The 16,199-nt window shown below is 64.7% G+C and carries 10 protein-coding genes and 1 pseudogene; 5 read left to right on the top strand and 6 right to left on the bottom strand.

Annotated elements, in window-relative coordinates:
- Positions 1-39: 39 nt before the first annotated feature.
- On the bottom strand, positions 40-864 hold the full coding sequence (locus AC1DIM_RS16495; RefSeq protein ID WP_477711590.1) for an alpha/beta fold hydrolase: 825 nt from the start codon (positions 862-864) through the stop codon (positions 40-42).
- A 167-nt stretch (positions 865-1,031) separates the two neighbouring features.
- A pseudogene (locus tag AC1DIM_RS16490) lies at positions 1,032-1,367 on the bottom strand (ECF transporter S component); the annotation flags it as partial.
- 286 nt (positions 1,368-1,653) lie between these two features.
- On the opposite strand from AC1DIM_RS16490, the gene AC1DIM_RS16485 reads away from it, so the two are divergent.
- From AC1DIM_RS16485 to AC1DIM_RS16475, 3 genes are all read left to right on the top strand, one after another.
- Positions 1,654-3,033 (top strand): MFS transporter, encoded by a 1,380-nt coding sequence (locus AC1DIM_RS16485; protein WP_477711577.1) that lies wholly within the window; start codon positions 1,654-1,656, stop codon positions 3,031-3,033.
- A gap of 176 nt (positions 3,034-3,209) precedes the next feature.
- Positions 3,210-4,178 carry an asparaginase gene (locus AC1DIM_RS16480; RefSeq protein ID WP_477711576.1) on the top strand — a complete coding sequence of 323 codons (969 nt, stop codon included), beginning with the start codon at positions 3,210-3,212 and terminating at the stop codon, positions 4,176-4,178.
- Positions 4,179-4,207: 29 nt separating this feature from the next.
- Entirely contained in the window at positions 4,208-5,086 is an 879-nt protein-coding gene (locus tag AC1DIM_RS16475) for a polysaccharide deacetylase family protein (RefSeq protein ID WP_477711575.1), read from the top strand.
- Between the two features lie 22 nt (positions 5,087-5,108).
- Here the strand turns inward: AC1DIM_RS16475 and AC1DIM_RS16470 are convergent, their stop codons facing one another.
- From AC1DIM_RS16470 to AC1DIM_RS16460, 3 genes are all read right to left on the bottom strand, one after another.
- Positions 5,109-7,268 (bottom strand): amylo-alpha-1,6-glucosidase, encoded by a 2,160-nt coding sequence (locus tag AC1DIM_RS16470; RefSeq protein ID WP_477711574.1) that lies wholly within the window; start codon positions 7,266-7,268, stop codon positions 5,109-5,111.
- A 230-nt stretch (positions 7,269-7,498) separates the two neighbouring features.
- The gene (locus AC1DIM_RS16465; protein WP_477711573.1) at positions 7,499-8,863 is read right to left on the bottom strand and encodes an MFS transporter; all 1,365 of its coding nucleotides are present in this window, start codon (positions 8,861-8,863) and stop codon (positions 7,499-7,501) included.
- A gap of 128 nt (positions 8,864-8,991) precedes the next feature.
- Positions 8,992-12,858: a hydantoinase B/oxoprolinase family protein gene (locus AC1DIM_RS16460; RefSeq protein ID WP_477711572.1), complete on the bottom strand. Its 3,867-nt coding sequence runs from the start codon at positions 12,856-12,858 to the stop codon at positions 8,992-8,994.
- A gap of 465 nt (positions 12,859-13,323) precedes the next feature.
- Here AC1DIM_RS16460 and AC1DIM_RS16455 point away from each other — a divergent pair, with 465 nt between their 5' ends.
- Together AC1DIM_RS16455 and AC1DIM_RS16450 are read left to right on the top strand one after the other, a co-directional pair.
- Complete coding sequence (locus tag AC1DIM_RS16455; protein WP_477711571.1) at positions 13,324-14,103, top strand: N-carbamoylsarcosine amidohydrolase; 780 nt, start codon at positions 13,324-13,326, stop codon at positions 14,101-14,103.
- A gap of 264 nt (positions 14,104-14,367) precedes the next feature.
- Positions 14,368-15,180: an IclR family transcriptional regulator gene (locus AC1DIM_RS16450; protein ID WP_477711570.1), complete on the top strand. Its 813-nt coding sequence runs from the start codon at positions 14,368-14,370 to the stop codon at positions 15,178-15,180.
- A gap of 100 nt (positions 15,181-15,280) precedes the next feature.
- Here AC1DIM_RS16450 and AC1DIM_RS16445 read toward each other — a convergent pair whose 3' ends face one another.
- Positions 15,281-16,084, bottom strand: a complete 804-nt coding sequence (locus AC1DIM_RS16445; protein WP_477711589.1) for an IclR family transcriptional regulator — start codon at positions 16,082-16,084, stop codon at positions 15,281-15,283.
- Between the last annotated feature and the right edge of the window lie 115 nt (positions 16,085-16,199).

The following is a 16,199-nucleotide window of genomic DNA, read 5'->3' as shown; positions in this document are numbered from 1 at the left end:
GGCTGTAAAGTCGAGCGGGGGATGGGCCAGCAGCGCCTGTTACGAACGGGTGTCGAGGTAATGCCGAATCTCTTGGGCGGTTTCCCCTGGAGCGCTGACGTGGGGGCAGTGCCCGGTGGCCTGAAGCTGCACCAGGGTGCTGTGTTCCAGATTCTTGTGCAGGTAGGCGCCCACTTCCGGCGGGGCAAGCCGATCGTCGGAGCACTGCAGAATTAGGCAGCTGGTGCGCAACTTTTTCAGTTCAGGGCGAGTGTCGGAAAAGAAAGTTACCCCGGCGAAGTGCCGTGCGATGGTCGGATTTGTCCGGCAGAAGCTGACACGCAGGTCCTCCGCTAATTCCGGCTCCTGCGGGTTGCCCATAACCATGGGGGCCACGGCCGCGGCCCAGGCGAAATAGTCTCTGTCCAGAGATGCCAGCAGGCCCTCGATGTCTTCCCGCGAAAACCCGCCCACGTAGCCGTCGTACGGGTCATCCGTGTGACGGGGTGAAGGAGCAAGCAGGACCAGGTGGGAGAAACGGTTGGGCTCCTGCACCGCGGCGATCACGGCGATCATCGTGCTGACACTGTGGCCCACCAGGATAACGTCCTCAAGTTCAAGGGCGGCGCAAATCTCCAGCAGATCCGACGCGTACCCATTCAGGGACCCGTACTTCTCCCAGTCATAGGCGCTGATGTCGGAGTGTCCTGCACCAACATGATCAAAAAGCACCAGCCGGTAATCATCAACGAAATTGGGCAGCAGCTTCTGCCACATCGCCTGATCGCAGCCAAAACCGTGGGCAAACATCATCACAGGCCCATCATCCCGCCCGGAAATAGTGACGTTGTTCCGGCCGATTACGGCAGCAACTGCTTCGATCACATTCTCACTGACCCTCCATTGGGTGGCGTCCTGTCCCAGACTATCCACGGGAAATTGCGAATCCTAGGGATCCTCCCACTATGACGTTCAAGGCGACGTCGATTCAGCCCACTGCATGCGGCACGGCCCACGGGACTCCTCCGTCAGGGACCATGATCGCGGGTGTCTCAGGCCCGGACTTGAAACTTGTCCCTGTCCTGAGCGGGTTGGGTCTGCGTGGCCCGCCCACCCGCACTTCCGCCCGCCGTCGACGTCACCAGCGAGTAGAGCAGGAAGCTGCTGAGGTTGGTGTCCAGCGGCGCGCCGGGCAGGTAGGGGATGCCGGTGCCGGCGCCCACCGCGAAGGGCCAGAACCACAGGTTGGTCAGCAGGCCGAACAGGTAGCACGCCACGATGCCGTAGCCGCACAGCATCCACAGCTCGGCCTTGCCCCGCACCCGCCGGGGGAGCAGGCCGGCCCCCGCGCCCACCCACGCGCAGGCGAAGATCTGGAACGGCGTCCACTACGTTGATCTGCGCGTCACCGATGCGGAACTGAGCGTCGCGGACGAGAAAGGGCCGCCGTCGCCCGTCCCTGACAGCATCGCCAACTGGTGCTGCAGAGTCCCCGAAGGCCTCCCTTTATCACAGCAGTAATAAAGACAAAATCCTTGACTGTTGCTACTAAAGGAAATATGTTGTTGTGTGATCAACGGTGATCTGGATCATATTCGCCAGGCACTTCCCGGTGGGCTGGGCTGGAAGTGAAGCCCGGCGCGGTCTTGGTGCCATCCCCTGAATGGAGACAACATGGAACGCGATCTTGCAGACAATTCACTGGAGAAGGTGAGCCCGGAGCGCCTGCGTAAAGTGGTGCGGGCCTCTTTTGCCGGGACCGTGGTGGAGTGGTTCGATTTTGCCATCTACGGCTACATGGCAACCCACATTGCCGCTACGTTCTTCGCATCCAAGGATCCGGTCACAGGTCTGCTCGAGACATTCGCCGTGTTTGCTGTGGCGTTCGCGCTGCGGCCCTTGGGCGGGATCTTCTTCGGACGTCTGGGCGACCGCCTTGGACGCAAAAAGATCCTGGTGCTGACCGTCCTGCTGATGTCCGGGTCTACGGCCGCAATCGGCCTCATCCCAAGCCACGAGACGATCGGTATTTGGGCTGCCGTCCTGCTGGTGCTTGCCCGGTGTTTGCAGGGCTTTTCCGCCGGCGGAGAATACGCGGGCGCCACTATCTATGTCGTCGAGCACAGCCCCGACAAGCACAGGGCCCGTTACTCGTCCGCCATGTCGGCGGCGACGTTCTCCTCGTTCGCCCTCGCCGCTGGACTCGGGGCGCTGCTCAGCTTCTTCCTCCCGGCCGCGGCCATGGGTGATTGGGGCTGGCGCATCCTCTTTCTGCTGTCCGTGCCGATGGGCCTGATTGCCTTCTACATCCGCGCCAAGCTCCACGAGTCCCCTGAGTTCCAAGCCATGATCGATGATTCCGCCTCCCGGCCCGCCCCGTCCCTGGGGGCCGTCTTCCGCACCCAATGGCCGGCGATGCTGCGCCTGGGCGGGTTCGTGATGCTCACGGCACTCTCCTTCTACATCTACTCCACGTACATGTCGACCTTCCTGATCAAGGTGGTCGGCCTGCCCCAGCACCTCGCACTGTTCTCGAGCTTGATCTCGCTGACCCTCGCGACGGCGCTGGCCCCCGTCATGGGCCGTGTCTCGGACCGCATCGGACGCCGCCGCACCATGCAGACCGCAGCCGGTCTCCTCGCCATTCTCACCATTCCGGCGTACATGATCGCCGAGCAGGGAACGTTCGCAACCGCCGTTGCCAGCCAACTGCTCATCGGGGTCGGTGCCGTGACCGCTAATGTGGTGACCTCGGTCCTGATGTCGGAAATGTTCTCCACCGACGTACGCTTCGCAGCATCGGGCACCTGCTACAACATCACCTACGCGGTGTTCGGCGGTACCGCACCCTTCCTGGCAACGTGGCTTGTTGCAGGGACCGGATACTCGCTCGCCCCCGCCATCTATGTCGCAGCTATCGCCGTCGTATCGTTCCTCGTCGCCACCTTCCTCATACCTGAGACCGCAGGACGGCCTCTGCGCCGGTACCACGACGACCCCATGCCCGCAGTGCCCGCGCGCGCAGTAGCCTCACAAGCGGTGCCTGGACGCTGAGTCCGGGCCCCGTTTCAGGGAACTGCGCTTCGGCTAGGTCCGCAGCCAACCGGCGGGACCTAGCCGAAGCCCTTGCTTTCATTGGCGTGATGTGAATTACATTGGACCAGCGGTTGCATCTCTCTGCAGGGATGGTCCGCTCCTTCGGACCGTCCCGTTCGAAAAGGAGGCGCACAATGGCACACATCCAGCTGTTGGGCACCGGCGGCACCATCGCCTCGCGCAGCCACGGCATCCGGGGGGCTGTGGCTAGCGACGCCTCGGCCGCACTGGTCCCGTCGCATTACGGTGACGTCACGGTCCACGCACGCGACGTTCTGACCACTGGCAGTTACCGGCTCGACCTGGCCGACCTGCGCCGGATTGCCGAGGCGGTCGGGCAGGCCCTCGCCGATCCCGGAACGGACGGCGTGGTGGTCACCCACGGCACGGATACCTTGGAGGAGACGGCATTCCTGCTCGACCTCGTGCATGCATCCCCCAAGCCTGTGGTGCTCACCGGTGCCCAGCGCACCGCCGACACCTCGGACGCAGACGGTCCGCGCAACGTCGCGGAGGCGGTACGGGCAGCGGCCGACGAGCATTTGCGCGGGACCGGAGCACTGATCTGCTTCAACGGAACGATCCGTTCCGCCCGCGGCGCCCGCAAGGTACATACCACCGCAGGCAACCCCTTCGGCGGCGGCACCACGGTGGCCCACATGGCTGGTGACCGGCTTGTGGTCACGGCCACGCCCTGCCGCTACCCGCCGCTGCCGACCCCGCCGGCCGCGTTCGATGACACGAGAGTGGAAATCGTCACCGCTTACCCCGGCGCGACGCCGGACCTGCTGGACCACGCCGTCCAGCTCGGAAGCCGCGCAGTCGTGCTGGCCGGTACCGGGGTCGGTAACGCTGGACCGGGGTTCGCCGAGGCCGCGAAGCGGGCGACGGAGAAAGGCTGCGTCGTTGTGCTCAGCACCCGGGCGCCCTGGGGACCTGTGGTACCGACCTACGGCAACGGCGGCGGCATCGATCTGGTGGCGGCCGGCGCCGTCCCGTCGGGGGACCTCAACCCCTTCCAGGCGCGCATTCTTACCGCTGTCCTGCTCTCCTACGGCACCGCGCCGGAAGAATTCCCGGAAGCGTTCGCAACCTACCGCTAAAAACACCCGCAGCAAGCAGAGGAGAGATTATGCCCAAGAAAATCTACGTCTCGGTCGGCATCGACGTCGATGCCGTCGGCGGCTGGCTGGGCTCCTACGGCGGGGAGAATTCCCCGGGCGACATTTCCAGGGGCCTGTTCGCCGGCGAAGTCGGTGTGCCGCGGCTGCTTCAACTCGCCCAGCGCCGGGAGATGCCGGTGACCTGGTTCTGGCCGGGACACTCAGTCGAGACATTTCCGGAGCAGTTCGACGCCGTCGTGGCCGCCGGACACGAAATCGGGGTGCATGGTTACAGCCACGAGAACCCGATCGCCATGAGCCGCGCGCAGGAAACCGACGTCCTTGACTACTGTACCGACCTCATCGAGCGGCGTTCCGGGCGGAAGCCGGTGGGCTACGTGGCGCCATGGTGGGAGTTCTCCCCGGTGACCAACGAGATCCTGCTTGAACGCGGGTTCCTCTATGACCACTCCCTGATGCACAACGATTTCACCCCCTACTATGTGCGGGTCGGGGACTCCTGGACCAAGATCGACTACGACGCCGGGTCCGCAAAGGAGTGGATGAAGCCGCTGGTGCGCGGCCAGGAGACGGACCTGATCGAGATCCCGGCCTCCTGGTACCTCGACGACCTGCCGCCGATGATGTTCATCAAGTCCAGCCCCAACAGCCACGGATTCGTGTCTCCGCGGGACGTCGAACAGCTCTGGCGCGACCAGTTCGACTGGGTATACCGCGAAATGGACTATGCCGTTTTCCCCATCACCATCCACCCCGATGTGTCGGGCAAACCGCAGAACCTGTTCATGCTGGAACGGCTCTTTGACCACATCCAGTCCCATGACGGCGTGGAGTTCGCCTTTATGGAAGACCTCGCCCGCGACTTCGCCCGGCGTAGCCCCCGTTAGGGATTGCTTGCGGACCTGCCGCCTATTGAGACTTGGGGTGCCGGCCGGCCTGCTCCACGAGTTCAGTCATCCACGGCCGGTGCCCGCGGTGAAAAACCATTCCTTCGGGCAGCCCCTGGACTGCCGGGACTGAATTGGCGATATCGATGGTGATCCTGCCGCCGGCCAGGGGCGCATTGGTGATGTGCAGGTCGCCGTAGGATTCCGGGAGCACAGGGTCCATCCAGAGGCTGCCGCGGGATACATGGGTGTCGTAGCGCATCAGGCTCGTTACCAGCAGAATCGGTGCGGTCGCCGCCCAGGCCTGCGGCGAGCACGCTGTCGGATAGGGCACGGGCTCTGCGAACTGGTCCCGGCTGAAGCCGCAGAAGAGCTCCGGCAGCCGGCCTCCGGAGTATTCGGCCGCTTCCAGCAGGGCGGTGGAAATGCGTTGCGCCTCTTCTACGAAGCCGTAGCGGAGCAGGCCGGTCGCGATGATCGCATTGTCGTGGGGCCAGACGGAGCCGTTGTGATAGCTCGCCGGGTTGTAGGCGCCCATGTCGGTTGCCAGTGTCCGCACACCCCAACCGCTGAACATCTCCGGGGACATCAGCCGTTCAGCCACCCGCGGGGCCTTGTCCTCATCCATGAGGCCCAACCAGAGGCAGTGGCCCATGTTGGAAGCGCACGAGTCCACGGGCCGCTTGTCGCGGTCCAGGGCGATGGCGTAGTACCCGTGTTCGGGCATCCAGAACTGTTCGTTGAACCGTTTCTTCAACTGCGCCGCCCGGTCCGCGAGCTCGTCCGCCAAGGCCGCGTCGCCGGCGTCGTACGCCATCCAGGCGCGCGCCATGTACGCCGCGTAGACGTAGGCCTGCACCTCGCACAGTGCAATGGGCGGCTCCGCCAGGGTTCCGTCCGCGAAGTTTATGCCGTCCCAGGAGTCCTTCCACCCTTGGTTGATCAGGCCCTGATCGTTGAGCCGCTGGTACTCGACGAATCCGTCACCGTCCTTGTCCCCGTAGTCCCGGATCCAGTCCAGGGCACGGTCCGCGTGCGGCAGCAGCGCGGCGATGGTGTCTTTGGCGAATCCCCAACGGCTCACTGCTCCCAGCACGCTCACGAACAGCGGTGTCGCATCAACGCTGCCGTAGTAGGCGGACTTACCGCCCAAGGCCAGGCCGGTGGAGACATCGAACCTGACCTCGTGCAGGATCTTGCCCGGCTCTTCCTCGCTCATCGGATCCACGACGGTACCTTGGTGGTCCGCCAGTGTTTGCAGCGTCCCCAGGGCCAGAGAGGGGTCCACGGGCAGTGCCATTTCCGAGGCCCACAGCGAGTCCCGGCCGAAGAGTGTCATGAACCAGGGCGCACCGGCAGCAACCACGACCCGTTCGGGATGCTCCGGGTCCTCGATGCGGAGGGCGCCCAGATCGTCATAGCTGCGCCGCAGCGTCCGTTCAATCGACCGGTTACCCATCTGGAGCAAGGGAATTTTCGCCACCCACTCCCTGTGGCGGCGGTCCCGCGGAGATAGGCCGTCCCCCTCAGAACGGCCGAAGGTCGCTTCGGGGCTGGTTCCCTCGACACCGGGTGTTACGGTCAGGACGGTGCTCCATTGTCCGTGCGGCGGGACGGACACGAGGTACGTGAGGCCCTCCGGCGAAATGTCTGCTCCGGGCGCCTGGATCACGACGTCCTTCCTGACCTCCTGCCAGACGGCCCGGATGGTCAGCGTGTCGCTGCCCGGCTGGCGGGTTTCCTCCCAGCGCCGCTGGATCCGCGCCTCCTTCACCTCGAAAAGATCCGCGAAATCCGCCTCAATCCGCAGGGAGATCACACATTCGGCTGGCTTCAGGGAGTAATTGCGGATGGTGATCTGCTCCTGGATGCCGGCCCCCACCTCGCGCAGCCGTTCCACGATCAGCGGGCTGTCCGCATACCCGTCCAGGCGGGGAGCGCGGGCTGCAAACAGTGCCCGGTACGGCTCCTTCGTCTCCGCCGCCAGCGGCTCCAGGGGCTGGCCGTTAATAGTCAGCCTCCAGCCGGACAGGATCCGGGTATCGAGGACGAAAACACCGTGCGGATGTTCGGGATGGATGTCCCCGTTCGCGAAGGAGATGCAGAACGAGGACCCCTCCACCAAAGTGACCGCCCCGGCCCCCAGCGGGCCGGCGCCCGTGTCGGAATTCCATCCAGCCATCCCGGCCCCTTAAGAACCTTTGCGCCAGTATGCCTTCCCCCCCCCCGGGCACGCTGCTGCACGTCGCCTCTAGAATCTGCAATCGACGCTACTCTTGCTTACACTCCGGCGCCAGAGGAGTCTCTGGTTCCTGGACACGGCTTTAAAGTCATCCGCCCGGCGAGAACTCTCTGGGGGCCAGGAGTTTCTCGCCGGGTGGGTGGTGTTTGTGGTGCGGGGGTCCTGTCCTGTCAGTCCTTGCGGACCTTGCTGGGGTCGACGTTGCGGGCGGCGAAGATCAGCAGTCCGGAGGCCAGGATGGGGATGACACCCCACCAGAGGGTGGCGTTGATCCAGCCGGCGCCGGCGCCGAGGGTGGCGGTGATCAATAGTCCGCCGACGATCGCACCGACTTGGCCTGAGGCGTTGATGATGGAGCTGCCCGTTGCCCGGGTGTGGACGGGGAAGCTTTCGCCGGTGAAGAACAGCAGGGCGGAGAAGGGGCCGATGAGGAAGAACAGCCCGGCGCTGTAGAGCCCGATGATGAGCGGGAAGTTCCCGTTCGGGGCCTGAAGCATGGTGAAGAAGGAGACGGCACACAGGATCCAGCCGATTCCGATCGCGTTGCGGCGCCCGATCCGGTCGCCCAACCAGCCGTGGAACAGGTACCCGGCGAAGGCCGTCGCATTGGAAATGATGAGGACCAGCAGCGCGTTGTCGAATTCGACGTTCTTACCGTCCGGTGCCGTAAGCAGCGACGTGCCGAGGATCGCAAATGAAAGGACCCCCAGCCAGTTCAGGAGGAAGGCCCCGCCGATCGTCAGGGTGGACCGCAGCGATTCGCCGCGGAAGACCGAGACGAGCGGGCTGGCCTTCTCCGAGACATCGATTCCGTATTTGTTACCGAGCTGCTGCGCCTCTTCCACCCGGCCGTGCTTGATCATCTTGTCGATTTGGTGACGGTGGCCGAATTGGGGGCTCTCTTTGAGCCAACGTCCGGCGATGACGATGAAGACGGCGGGGATGGCGGCCACAGCGAAGCAGAGCGCCCACCCGCCGATGGGGAACAGCAGGTAGACCGACCCGGCAGCCAGTACGGAGCCGACCGGCCAGCCCGACTGGACGAGTGAGTAGATGAGACCGCGGCGGCGAGCCTTGGCGGGGTCGCTTTGGTGAGCGAACATTTCGTTAAGGTAGGCCGCGTTGATGGCTTGTTCGGCGTAGCCGAGGCCGGCCAGTGAACGCACGAGGACCAGGAAGACGATTCCCAGGCCTGCAGCGAGGCCCACAACCCAGCCGACCGTGGCGGTCAGCAGCGAGGCGACGGCGGCACCGATGACGGCGATCAGGATGCCCTTGCGGCGGCCAATCCGGTCGACGATCGGGCCGATCGCGAAGGCCACGAGGGCAGTGCCGGCGGTCACCCAGGTATTGATCCCCGTGGACTGGGCCGGGCTCCAGCCGAGGTCTGCGGCCAGCACCGGCAGGAGGTTGCCGAACAGGACGAAGTCATAAACAGCGAAGGTCCAGGCGAAGAAGCAAATCCAAGTGGCCAGCCGGACGTCCTTGGGCGTGACATCAGACTCGACAAATTGAAAGGTTGGGGCAGTGGACATAACGGTTCCTAATTCACGGGGATAGGTGGGGTGGTGTGATGGGAATGTGATACGTACGGAATAGGGGCGGCCTGGAGGCCAGAGTCGCTAACTGGCCTCCAGACCGCCCCCTCACTGCTGCTCCGGGATCAGCTTGCGGGGCTGAGTTCGGAGACCAAAACCTTGCGGCGTCCGGCGGTGGCCTCCAGGTCGACGGTGAGCTGGCCGTTGACCTCCTTGAGGACCACGCCGTAGTCGCGGGCGGCCGCCTCGGCGGTCGTGAAGCCGTCCAGTACGTCCTCGAGGACCTTCAGCGGGTCCCGCTTGTGCGGGTCACCGAAGCCGCCACCGCTGGGTACGGTGATCTGGAGGGAGTCGCCGGCCAGCAGCTGACGACCGGTGACCTTGGACGGCCAGGACTCCTCGCCCGCCCGGCCGGGGTTCTTCACGAGCGAGCCGTTGAGGCCGTCTTGGCCGCCGAAGGCTCCCCATGGCACGTCCGACTCGTGGCGTTCACCCTCGCAGGTGATCGCGGTGTCGGTCAGGAAGGTGTTCTCCCGGACGATGCCGATGCCGCCGCGGAATTCACCGGCCGCCGCCGGTTCGGTTCGCAGTTCGTAGCGGTCGGTGCGCATCGGGAACCGCCACTCGAGCTCCTCGATCGGGTTGTTGCGGGTGTTGGCGATGAGGTTGTCCACGGAGTCCGGCCCGTCGCTGGTGGCGCGTCCGCCGTAGGAGCCCTCGTTGACCTCGAGGTAGACCCAGTACTCGCCCTGTTTCTCGTCCCATCCGGAGTAGGAGATGAAGTGGATGTGGGCGGAGTTGCCGGCGGTGACGCGTTCGGGAATGACCGGAGCGAGGGCCCGCAGGGCCAGGTCGACGGCCCGCTGCACCTGGGAGAACCGCGAGAAAGTCGCAGCCGGGTACTTCGGGTTGAAGATGGTGCCCTCCGGGGCGATCACCTTCAGCGGCTTGAGCATGCCCTCGTTCTGGGGCACGAACACCGGGAAGGCGACCTCGTCCAGGAATATCATCCGGGTGATGAACGTGAACGCCGAGACGGTGGTGCCCTCGAAGGCGCAGTTGTAGGCGGTCGGCACCTGTTCAGAGGACCCGGTCAGGTCGTACGTGATCTCATCACCCTCGACGATCACCTTCACGACGATCGGCAGCTTCTTGCCATAGTTGCGGCCGTCGTCGTCAAGGTAGCCGACCTCGGTCTCGTAGACGCCGTCGGGGATCTTGGCGATTTCCTGGCGCAGCATCCGCTCGGAGTAGTCGATCCAGCTCTGGCCGGCGTCGCGGACCGCGCCGAAACCGTAGCGCTCTATGAGGGCGGTGTAGCGGGTCTTGGCCAACTCGCAGGCGGCGATCATGGCTTGGAAGTCGCCCTCGTTGGAGGTGGGTGTCCGGGTGTTGTTGAGGATGTGCCGGATCAGCGATTCCTGGCGGACGCCCTTCTCGGAGATCTTGACCGCCCGGAAAATGGTGCCCTCGGACTGGATGTCCTGGATGTCCACCATCAGTCCGGAGTATGCGCCGCCATTGTCGATCAGCTGGCCGGAGGCTCCGGCGAAGCCCACGAGTTCCCCGTCGTGGAAGATCGGTTCGATGATCGCCACGTCGGGGGAGTGCGTGGCGCCCAGATATGGATCGTTGTGCAGGATGATGTCACCGTCGTGGATGTCGTCGCCGAGGACCGAGATCACGCCCTTGACGATCTTGGGCATTGAGCCCATGAACATGGGCGTGGAGTCGGACTCGGCCAGCACGTTGCCGTCCTTGTCGAACAGGCCTGCGCCGAGGTCCTCGGACTCGCGGATGATCGAGGAGTAAGCCATGCGGAACAGCACCGAGGCCATTTCCTTGGCCGCAGAGTTCAGGGCGCCGCCGATCACGCGCATCAGGATCGGGGTGGCCAGTTTCTCGGCGCTCTGGGCGGCGGCCGGGCAGTCGATGACGAGGTTGCCGGCCGGGTCCACCGCTCCGGAAAATCCCGGGGGAATGACGACGGTGGAGTCGTACTGTTCGATGATGGCGGGGCCGGTGAAGGTGATTCCCACCCCCATCCTGTCGCGGTCGTAGAAGCCGGTGTCCAGGGTGACCGGCTTGCCGTCCTGTTCGAAGGTCACCGGGCGGGTTTCGACCAGGGCCTCCTTGAGGGAACCGGACTTGATCGCTTCCGGCGTGGGCAGCTCATCCATCACGGCGCTGGCCTCGACCCGGATGTTGATGACTTCCACGGTGCCGTTCTTGAAGCGGTGGCCGTATTCCTCGAAGTGGGCGTCGTGGAAGGCTGCCTCGGCCTTTTCCAGCCAGGCCTGGTTGACGGGGCCGGCGGGGGCGGTGAAGCGGATCTCGTATCCCTGACCCTCGTAGCGCGCATCGGCGAGCCAGTCGAGCTTGCGCCGTTCGGCGGGGACGTCCTCGGCGTCGAGCTGGGCGTTGGCCTCGCGCTCCAACTGCTCGTAGGAGCCCTGGATGGCGGCAGAGTCCGCGTTGGCGAACGTGAACCGCCGGGTGGCGACGAACTCATATTTCTCGTCAGTGGCCAGCAGACCGGTGGCGGCCATAATGCCGGGGTGGGCCGGGATCAGCACCTTCGGGACCTCCAGCTCCGCGGCAATCTCGCAGGCGAACAGTGCGCCGGCACCGCCGGCGGCGACGAGGGTGAAGTCGCGCGGGTCATAGCCACGGCGTACGGAGTTCTGCTCGATCGCTTGGGTCATGCCGAACTTCTGGATCTGCAGCGCGCCGAGGGCCGCCTGGTCCACGGACATGTTGAGCTTTTCCGCGAGACCTTCCATCGCCTTCCGGGCGCCCTCAAGATCCATGTCCATTCCTGAGCCTGCCAGGACACGGTCAGGGCGCATGCGGCCCAGCAGCACCTGGGCGTCGGTCGATGTCGGCTCCGTGCCGCCGCGGCCGTAGCAGACCGGGCCCGGGACAGCTCCCGCCGACTGGGGACCGACGCGGAAGACACCCCCGGCGTCGACGTAAGCGATGGAACCGCCGCCGGCACCAATGGTGTCGATGTCCACCATGGGGACCATGGCCTGGTGATCGCCGATCTTGGTGTCCAGCAGGTGACGCATGCGCAGCTCACCCTGGTAGGCCACACCGATATCCGCCGAGGTACCGCCGATGTCCAGGGTGACGACGTTGTCGAAGCCGGACTGGCGACCGGCCCACATGCCGCCGATCAGGCCGCCGACAGGTCCGGACATCATCAGGGTGACGGGCCGCTTGGCGGCCTCCTTGATCGGCACCATGCCGCCGGAGGACTGCATCAGCAGGATCTCCCGCTTGTAGCCCAGGCCCTCTGCCTGCTCCTGCAGACGGTATAGGTATTTCGAGACCCGGGGCCCGACATAGGCATTCAGTGCGGTGGTGGAGAACCGCTCATACTCCCGGTACAGAGGGACGATTTCGCTGGACAGGGACAGGTACGCCTCGGGGAATTCCTCCGCGACGATCTCCCCGATCCGCTGCTCGTGGGCGGGGTTCAGATACGAGTGCAGCAGGCAGACCGCGATGGCCTCGACGCCGGCCGCCTTCAGCTCGAGGACGCGCTCACGGACCTCGTCCTCGTTCAGGGCAACCAGGACGTCGCCGTTCGGGGCGGTGATGCGCTCCTTGACCGTGAGCCGGTGGCGGCGCTTGATCAGCGGCTTGGTCTGCCACGGCAACTCCTGCTGCAGCGAGAAGTTGTACGGCTTCTTATGACGGGCGATGTGCAGGATGTCCCGGAAACCCTCCGTGGTGATCATCCCGACCTCCGCACCGGTGTGCGTCAGCGCGGTGTTCGTAGCCACCGTGGTCCCGTGCACCAGCTGGTCGATCTCCGCAAGCGAGACACCGGCCTTCTCACAGAGCTTCTTGATGCCGGAGATCACGGCTTCGGACGGGTCGTGCGGGGTGGACGGGACCTTCTCCACAACGGCAATGCGCTGGGCGTCGTCCGAAAAATACAAGTCGGTGAAGGTGCCGCCGACGTCTACTCCGATGCGCTTCATGCTGGGGTCCTTTCGGAAGTGAGCTCAGGACTGCGTTGAAGGGGAAAGGCCTGCGTGGGCCTCTCGGCCATTAGGCCAGCCCCCGGGTTGGAGTCCGCTGGGGTTGGACCGCAAATCAATGTGCTATAGATCACAAAGTTGCTTAGTAAGCAATGTAGTTCCCGTGGAAGCAACATGCAATGGCTAGCGGTTCTTTTTTTCAGGCGTCCCCTTCGCTTGCGGGCCGGATGCTGCGAGTGGTCAAAGGTTGACCCCCAACTCGCCTTTGGATAAATCGCATTGCTCCGAGTTCAAGCTTTTCGGAGGGCGTTGGCCCTTGGGTCCCTCGGCCGACGCGGGGCCTGGAAGCGAATTCCGGCAAATCTCAAATAGGGGTTGTGCGTTGCACAAACAGCAACTACTGTGATGGCACAGCAACAAAATGCGGACAGGAAAAGCCCGGTCCCCGAGAGAGTGGAGAGAACCATGACAGCAGAGACAGAGACGTTCAACGACATCGAAGCCCGTCTTGCAGCCGTGCTGGCGGAGGCGTTCGAAGCAGGCACGGACATCTACAACGAGCGCGGCTTCAAGCGTCGGATCGGCTACGGCAACCGCCCCGCCGTCATCCACATCGACCTCGCGAACGCTTGGACCCGTCCGGGCCACCCGTTCAGCTGCCCGGGCATGGAGGAGATCATCCCGAACGTCCAGCGGATCAACGAGGCTGCGCGCGCCAAGGGTGTCCCGGTCTTCTACACCACGAACGTGTACCGCAACCGCGACGCCACCTCCGGGACGAACGACATGGGCCTGTGGTACTCGAAGATCCCCACGGAGACCCTTCCGGCGGATTCCTACTGGGCGCAGATCGACGACCGCATTGCTCCCGCGGAAGGCGAGGTCGTAATCGAGAAGAATCGCGCCTCGGCGTTCCCGGGGACGAACCTCGAGCTCTTCCTGACCTCCAACCGCATCGACACCCTGATCGTGACCGGTGCGACAGCGGCCGGGTGCGTGCGCCACACCGTCGAGGACGCGATCGCGAAGGGCTTCCGCCCGATCATCCCCAGGGAGACCATCGGCGACCGCGTCCCGGGCGTCGTGCAGTGGAACCTCTACGACATCGACAACAAGTTCGGTGACGTGGAGTCCACGGATTCGGTGGTGGATTACCTGAACCGCCTCCCGCAGTTCGCGGACACGGTCCCGAAGACCCTCTCGGATCCCCAGCCCGAGGTGGCGTGCCCCGCGGATCCGGCCTAAGCCGCACCGTACTCTCGGAGCCCCGCGGTCCGGCATCCCCGGGCTGACCCGACGACAGCCGGCACCCCTCAGCGGTGCCGGCTGTCGCCGTCGACGTCGTGGCCTAGGCATATCCTCATGCCACAGCGCGGCCGCGGGATCTCCTGGGACGCGCCAGCGGGGTGCCGGGACAGGTGTGACCCGTCCTCCGGCGCAGGGTGGAATGGGCACGCCGTACGATGGCTGCTACGAAGATTGCGCTTAGCGCCCGAAGAGGGAGAACTCATGCTGGACCCACAAACCACCACCGACAAACCGCAAGGGGCGGCAGCATCGCTGCTTAACGGTCTGACGGTCCTCGAAGCGTTTTCCGTCGCCAAGCGATCCCTCCTGGGCGTCACGGAGATCTCCGAGCTCGTCGGCCTGCACAAGAGCACCGTCTCCCGGATGCTCACCGGCCTGGACGAAGCCGGATACGTGCAGCGGGACGAAGACACCGGGCGATACCGCCTCGGACTCGGGATGATCGGGCTGGCCGGACCGCTGCTCGCAGAGCTCGGCGTCCGCCGTGTCGCCCTGCCCCACCTCGAAGAACTCACCGAAGCCACCGGCGAGACGGCCGCGATCGCCGTCTGGAACGGCACCAATGCGATCGTTGTGGAACAGACGGCGAGCCCCCATCAGGTCAAGCACAGCGCGGCGATCGGCACGCGCTACAACAAGTTCGCCAGCTCCTCGGTCCGCGTATTCCTCGCCGAACTGCCGCCCGAAGAGACGGACCGCCTCCTGGCCGGCCGGACAGTGCTGCAAGACGGCTATCGGGGACTCGAGGACCGGGCCCATGAACAACTGGCCGAGGTCCGGGACCTGGGCTTCGCCGTCAACGACGGCGAGACCACGTACGAGGAATACGGTGTGTCCGCCCCCGTGCGGGATTACCGGGGCGAAGTCGTCGGCTGCATCACAGCCAGCGCGCCCCGGGCCCGGGTACAGCACCAGCAGAGTCAGTCCATCCTGCGCGAAGCCGTGCTCCAAGCCGCTGAACGCGTATCAACACGCCTGGGCAGCATCCCGGGAGAAACACCTCCCGCCCGCTGACCGGCAACCATAGCCCACCTCCGGGGGAGACAAACCCCGCCACTGCAAACAACAGCCATGGTGTGGTGGAGTCCGAAGGACGCCAAGATGAGTGGGTGAATCAGTCCGGAAGGGAAGGCGACCAGCCCAAGCGGGTGGACACTTCCAAGGCAGCATGTTGTACGGCTTTAACCAGCGGGTCCCACGTGGCGTGGTTGTGCACGCGGGAACGGGGAGCGGACACCGTGATGCAACCCACCACCTTGCCCCGATAATCCCGAACCGGAGCGGAGACCCCAAACTCCTCCTCGGCAGTCGAACCGTCGTTGACCGCGTATGCCTGACGTGCAACTTCCTGCAAGTGTGCGGTGTGGTCCAACGGCAAACCATCTCCGGCCGCGCGTAGTATTCGCCCCGATTCGATCAGTTCGGTCGAGAGGGCCGGCGGCAGCTCCGCCATAAAGACCCGCACCGAGGAACTTTCAAATTTGTTGTACCGGGTTCCGATGGTGGCAGTGTGTTTGACCTGATGGGGGCTGGCCACCTGCTCCACGACGATGGCCTCATGACCATTCCAGACAGAGATTGCGCTGGTTTCCTGGGTGCTTTCAGTTAGCTGCTCCAAGTACGGAAGCGCAGCGCGACGGACATCCAAATCCGCCAGCAAAGGACCGGACAACGCAAGGAGGCCCAGCCCGAGCCGATACCGTCCCGTCTCCTCGTCCCGCTGGACATATCCAGCTTCTGTCAAACCAGCAAGAATGCGTGACACTGTGCTCTTGTGGAGGCCAACGCGCTGAGCAACCTCGGTCACACCAAGAACCGGACTTTGCACCGAGAAGGCTTCCAGTACAGCAAGACCGTTCAACAGCGAGGCCGCAGCTCCTTGGACCTGGCTGTTGTCCTGCCTCGGTCGTCCCGCCATCTGCGTCCCTTCGCGTTTCGTGACCATGCCGCCACTCTGGTGGCCATCATATGCCCAGCCCAGGGGCCGTTACGGAGGATGCGGCGCGGCACTGCCCTGGCCGGGTTTCCCAGCG

The sequence above is a fragment of the Pseudarthrobacter sp. 01T43 genome, from assembly GCF_056398665.1.
The sequence above is the reverse complement of the archived record's forward strand: the minus strand, read 5'-3'. Positions and strand labels throughout refer to the sequence as shown.

What these genes read in the sequence shown, in the direction of transcription:
- AC1DIM_RS16445 (WP_477711589.1), bottom strand. Translation starts at nt 16,084, where the DNA reads ATGGCGGGACGACCGAGGCAGGACAACAGCCAGGTCCAAGGAGCTGCG.
- AC1DIM_RS16480 (WP_477711576.1), top strand. Translation starts at nt 3,210, where the DNA reads ATGGCACACATCCAGCTGTTGGGCACCGGCGGCACCATCGCCTCGCGC.
- AC1DIM_RS16475 (WP_477711575.1), top strand. Translation starts at nt 4,208, where the DNA reads ATGCCCAAGAAAATCTACGTCTCGGTCGGCATCGACGTCGATGCCGTC.
- AC1DIM_RS16485 (WP_477711577.1), top strand. Translation starts at nt 1,654, where the DNA reads ATGGAACGCGATCTTGCAGACAATTCACTGGAGAAGGTGAGCCCGGAG.
- AC1DIM_RS16455 (WP_477711571.1), top strand. Translation starts at nt 13,324, where the DNA reads ATGACAGCAGAGACAGAGACGTTCAACGACATCGAAGCCCGTCTTGCA.
- AC1DIM_RS16450 (WP_477711570.1), top strand. Translation starts at nt 14,368, where the DNA reads ATGCTGGACCCACAAACCACCACCGACAAACCGCAAGGGGCGGCAGCA.
- AC1DIM_RS16460 (WP_477711572.1), bottom strand. Translation starts at nt 12,858, where the DNA reads ATGAAGCGCATCGGAGTAGACGTCGGCGGCACCTTCACCGACTTGTAT.
- AC1DIM_RS16470 (WP_477711574.1), bottom strand. Translation starts at nt 7,268, where the DNA reads ATGGCTGGATGGAATTCCGACACGGGCGCCGGCCCGCTGGGGGCCGGG.
- AC1DIM_RS16465 (WP_477711573.1), bottom strand. Translation starts at nt 8,863, where the DNA reads ATGTCCACTGCCCCAACCTTTCAATTTGTCGAGTCTGATGTCACGCCC.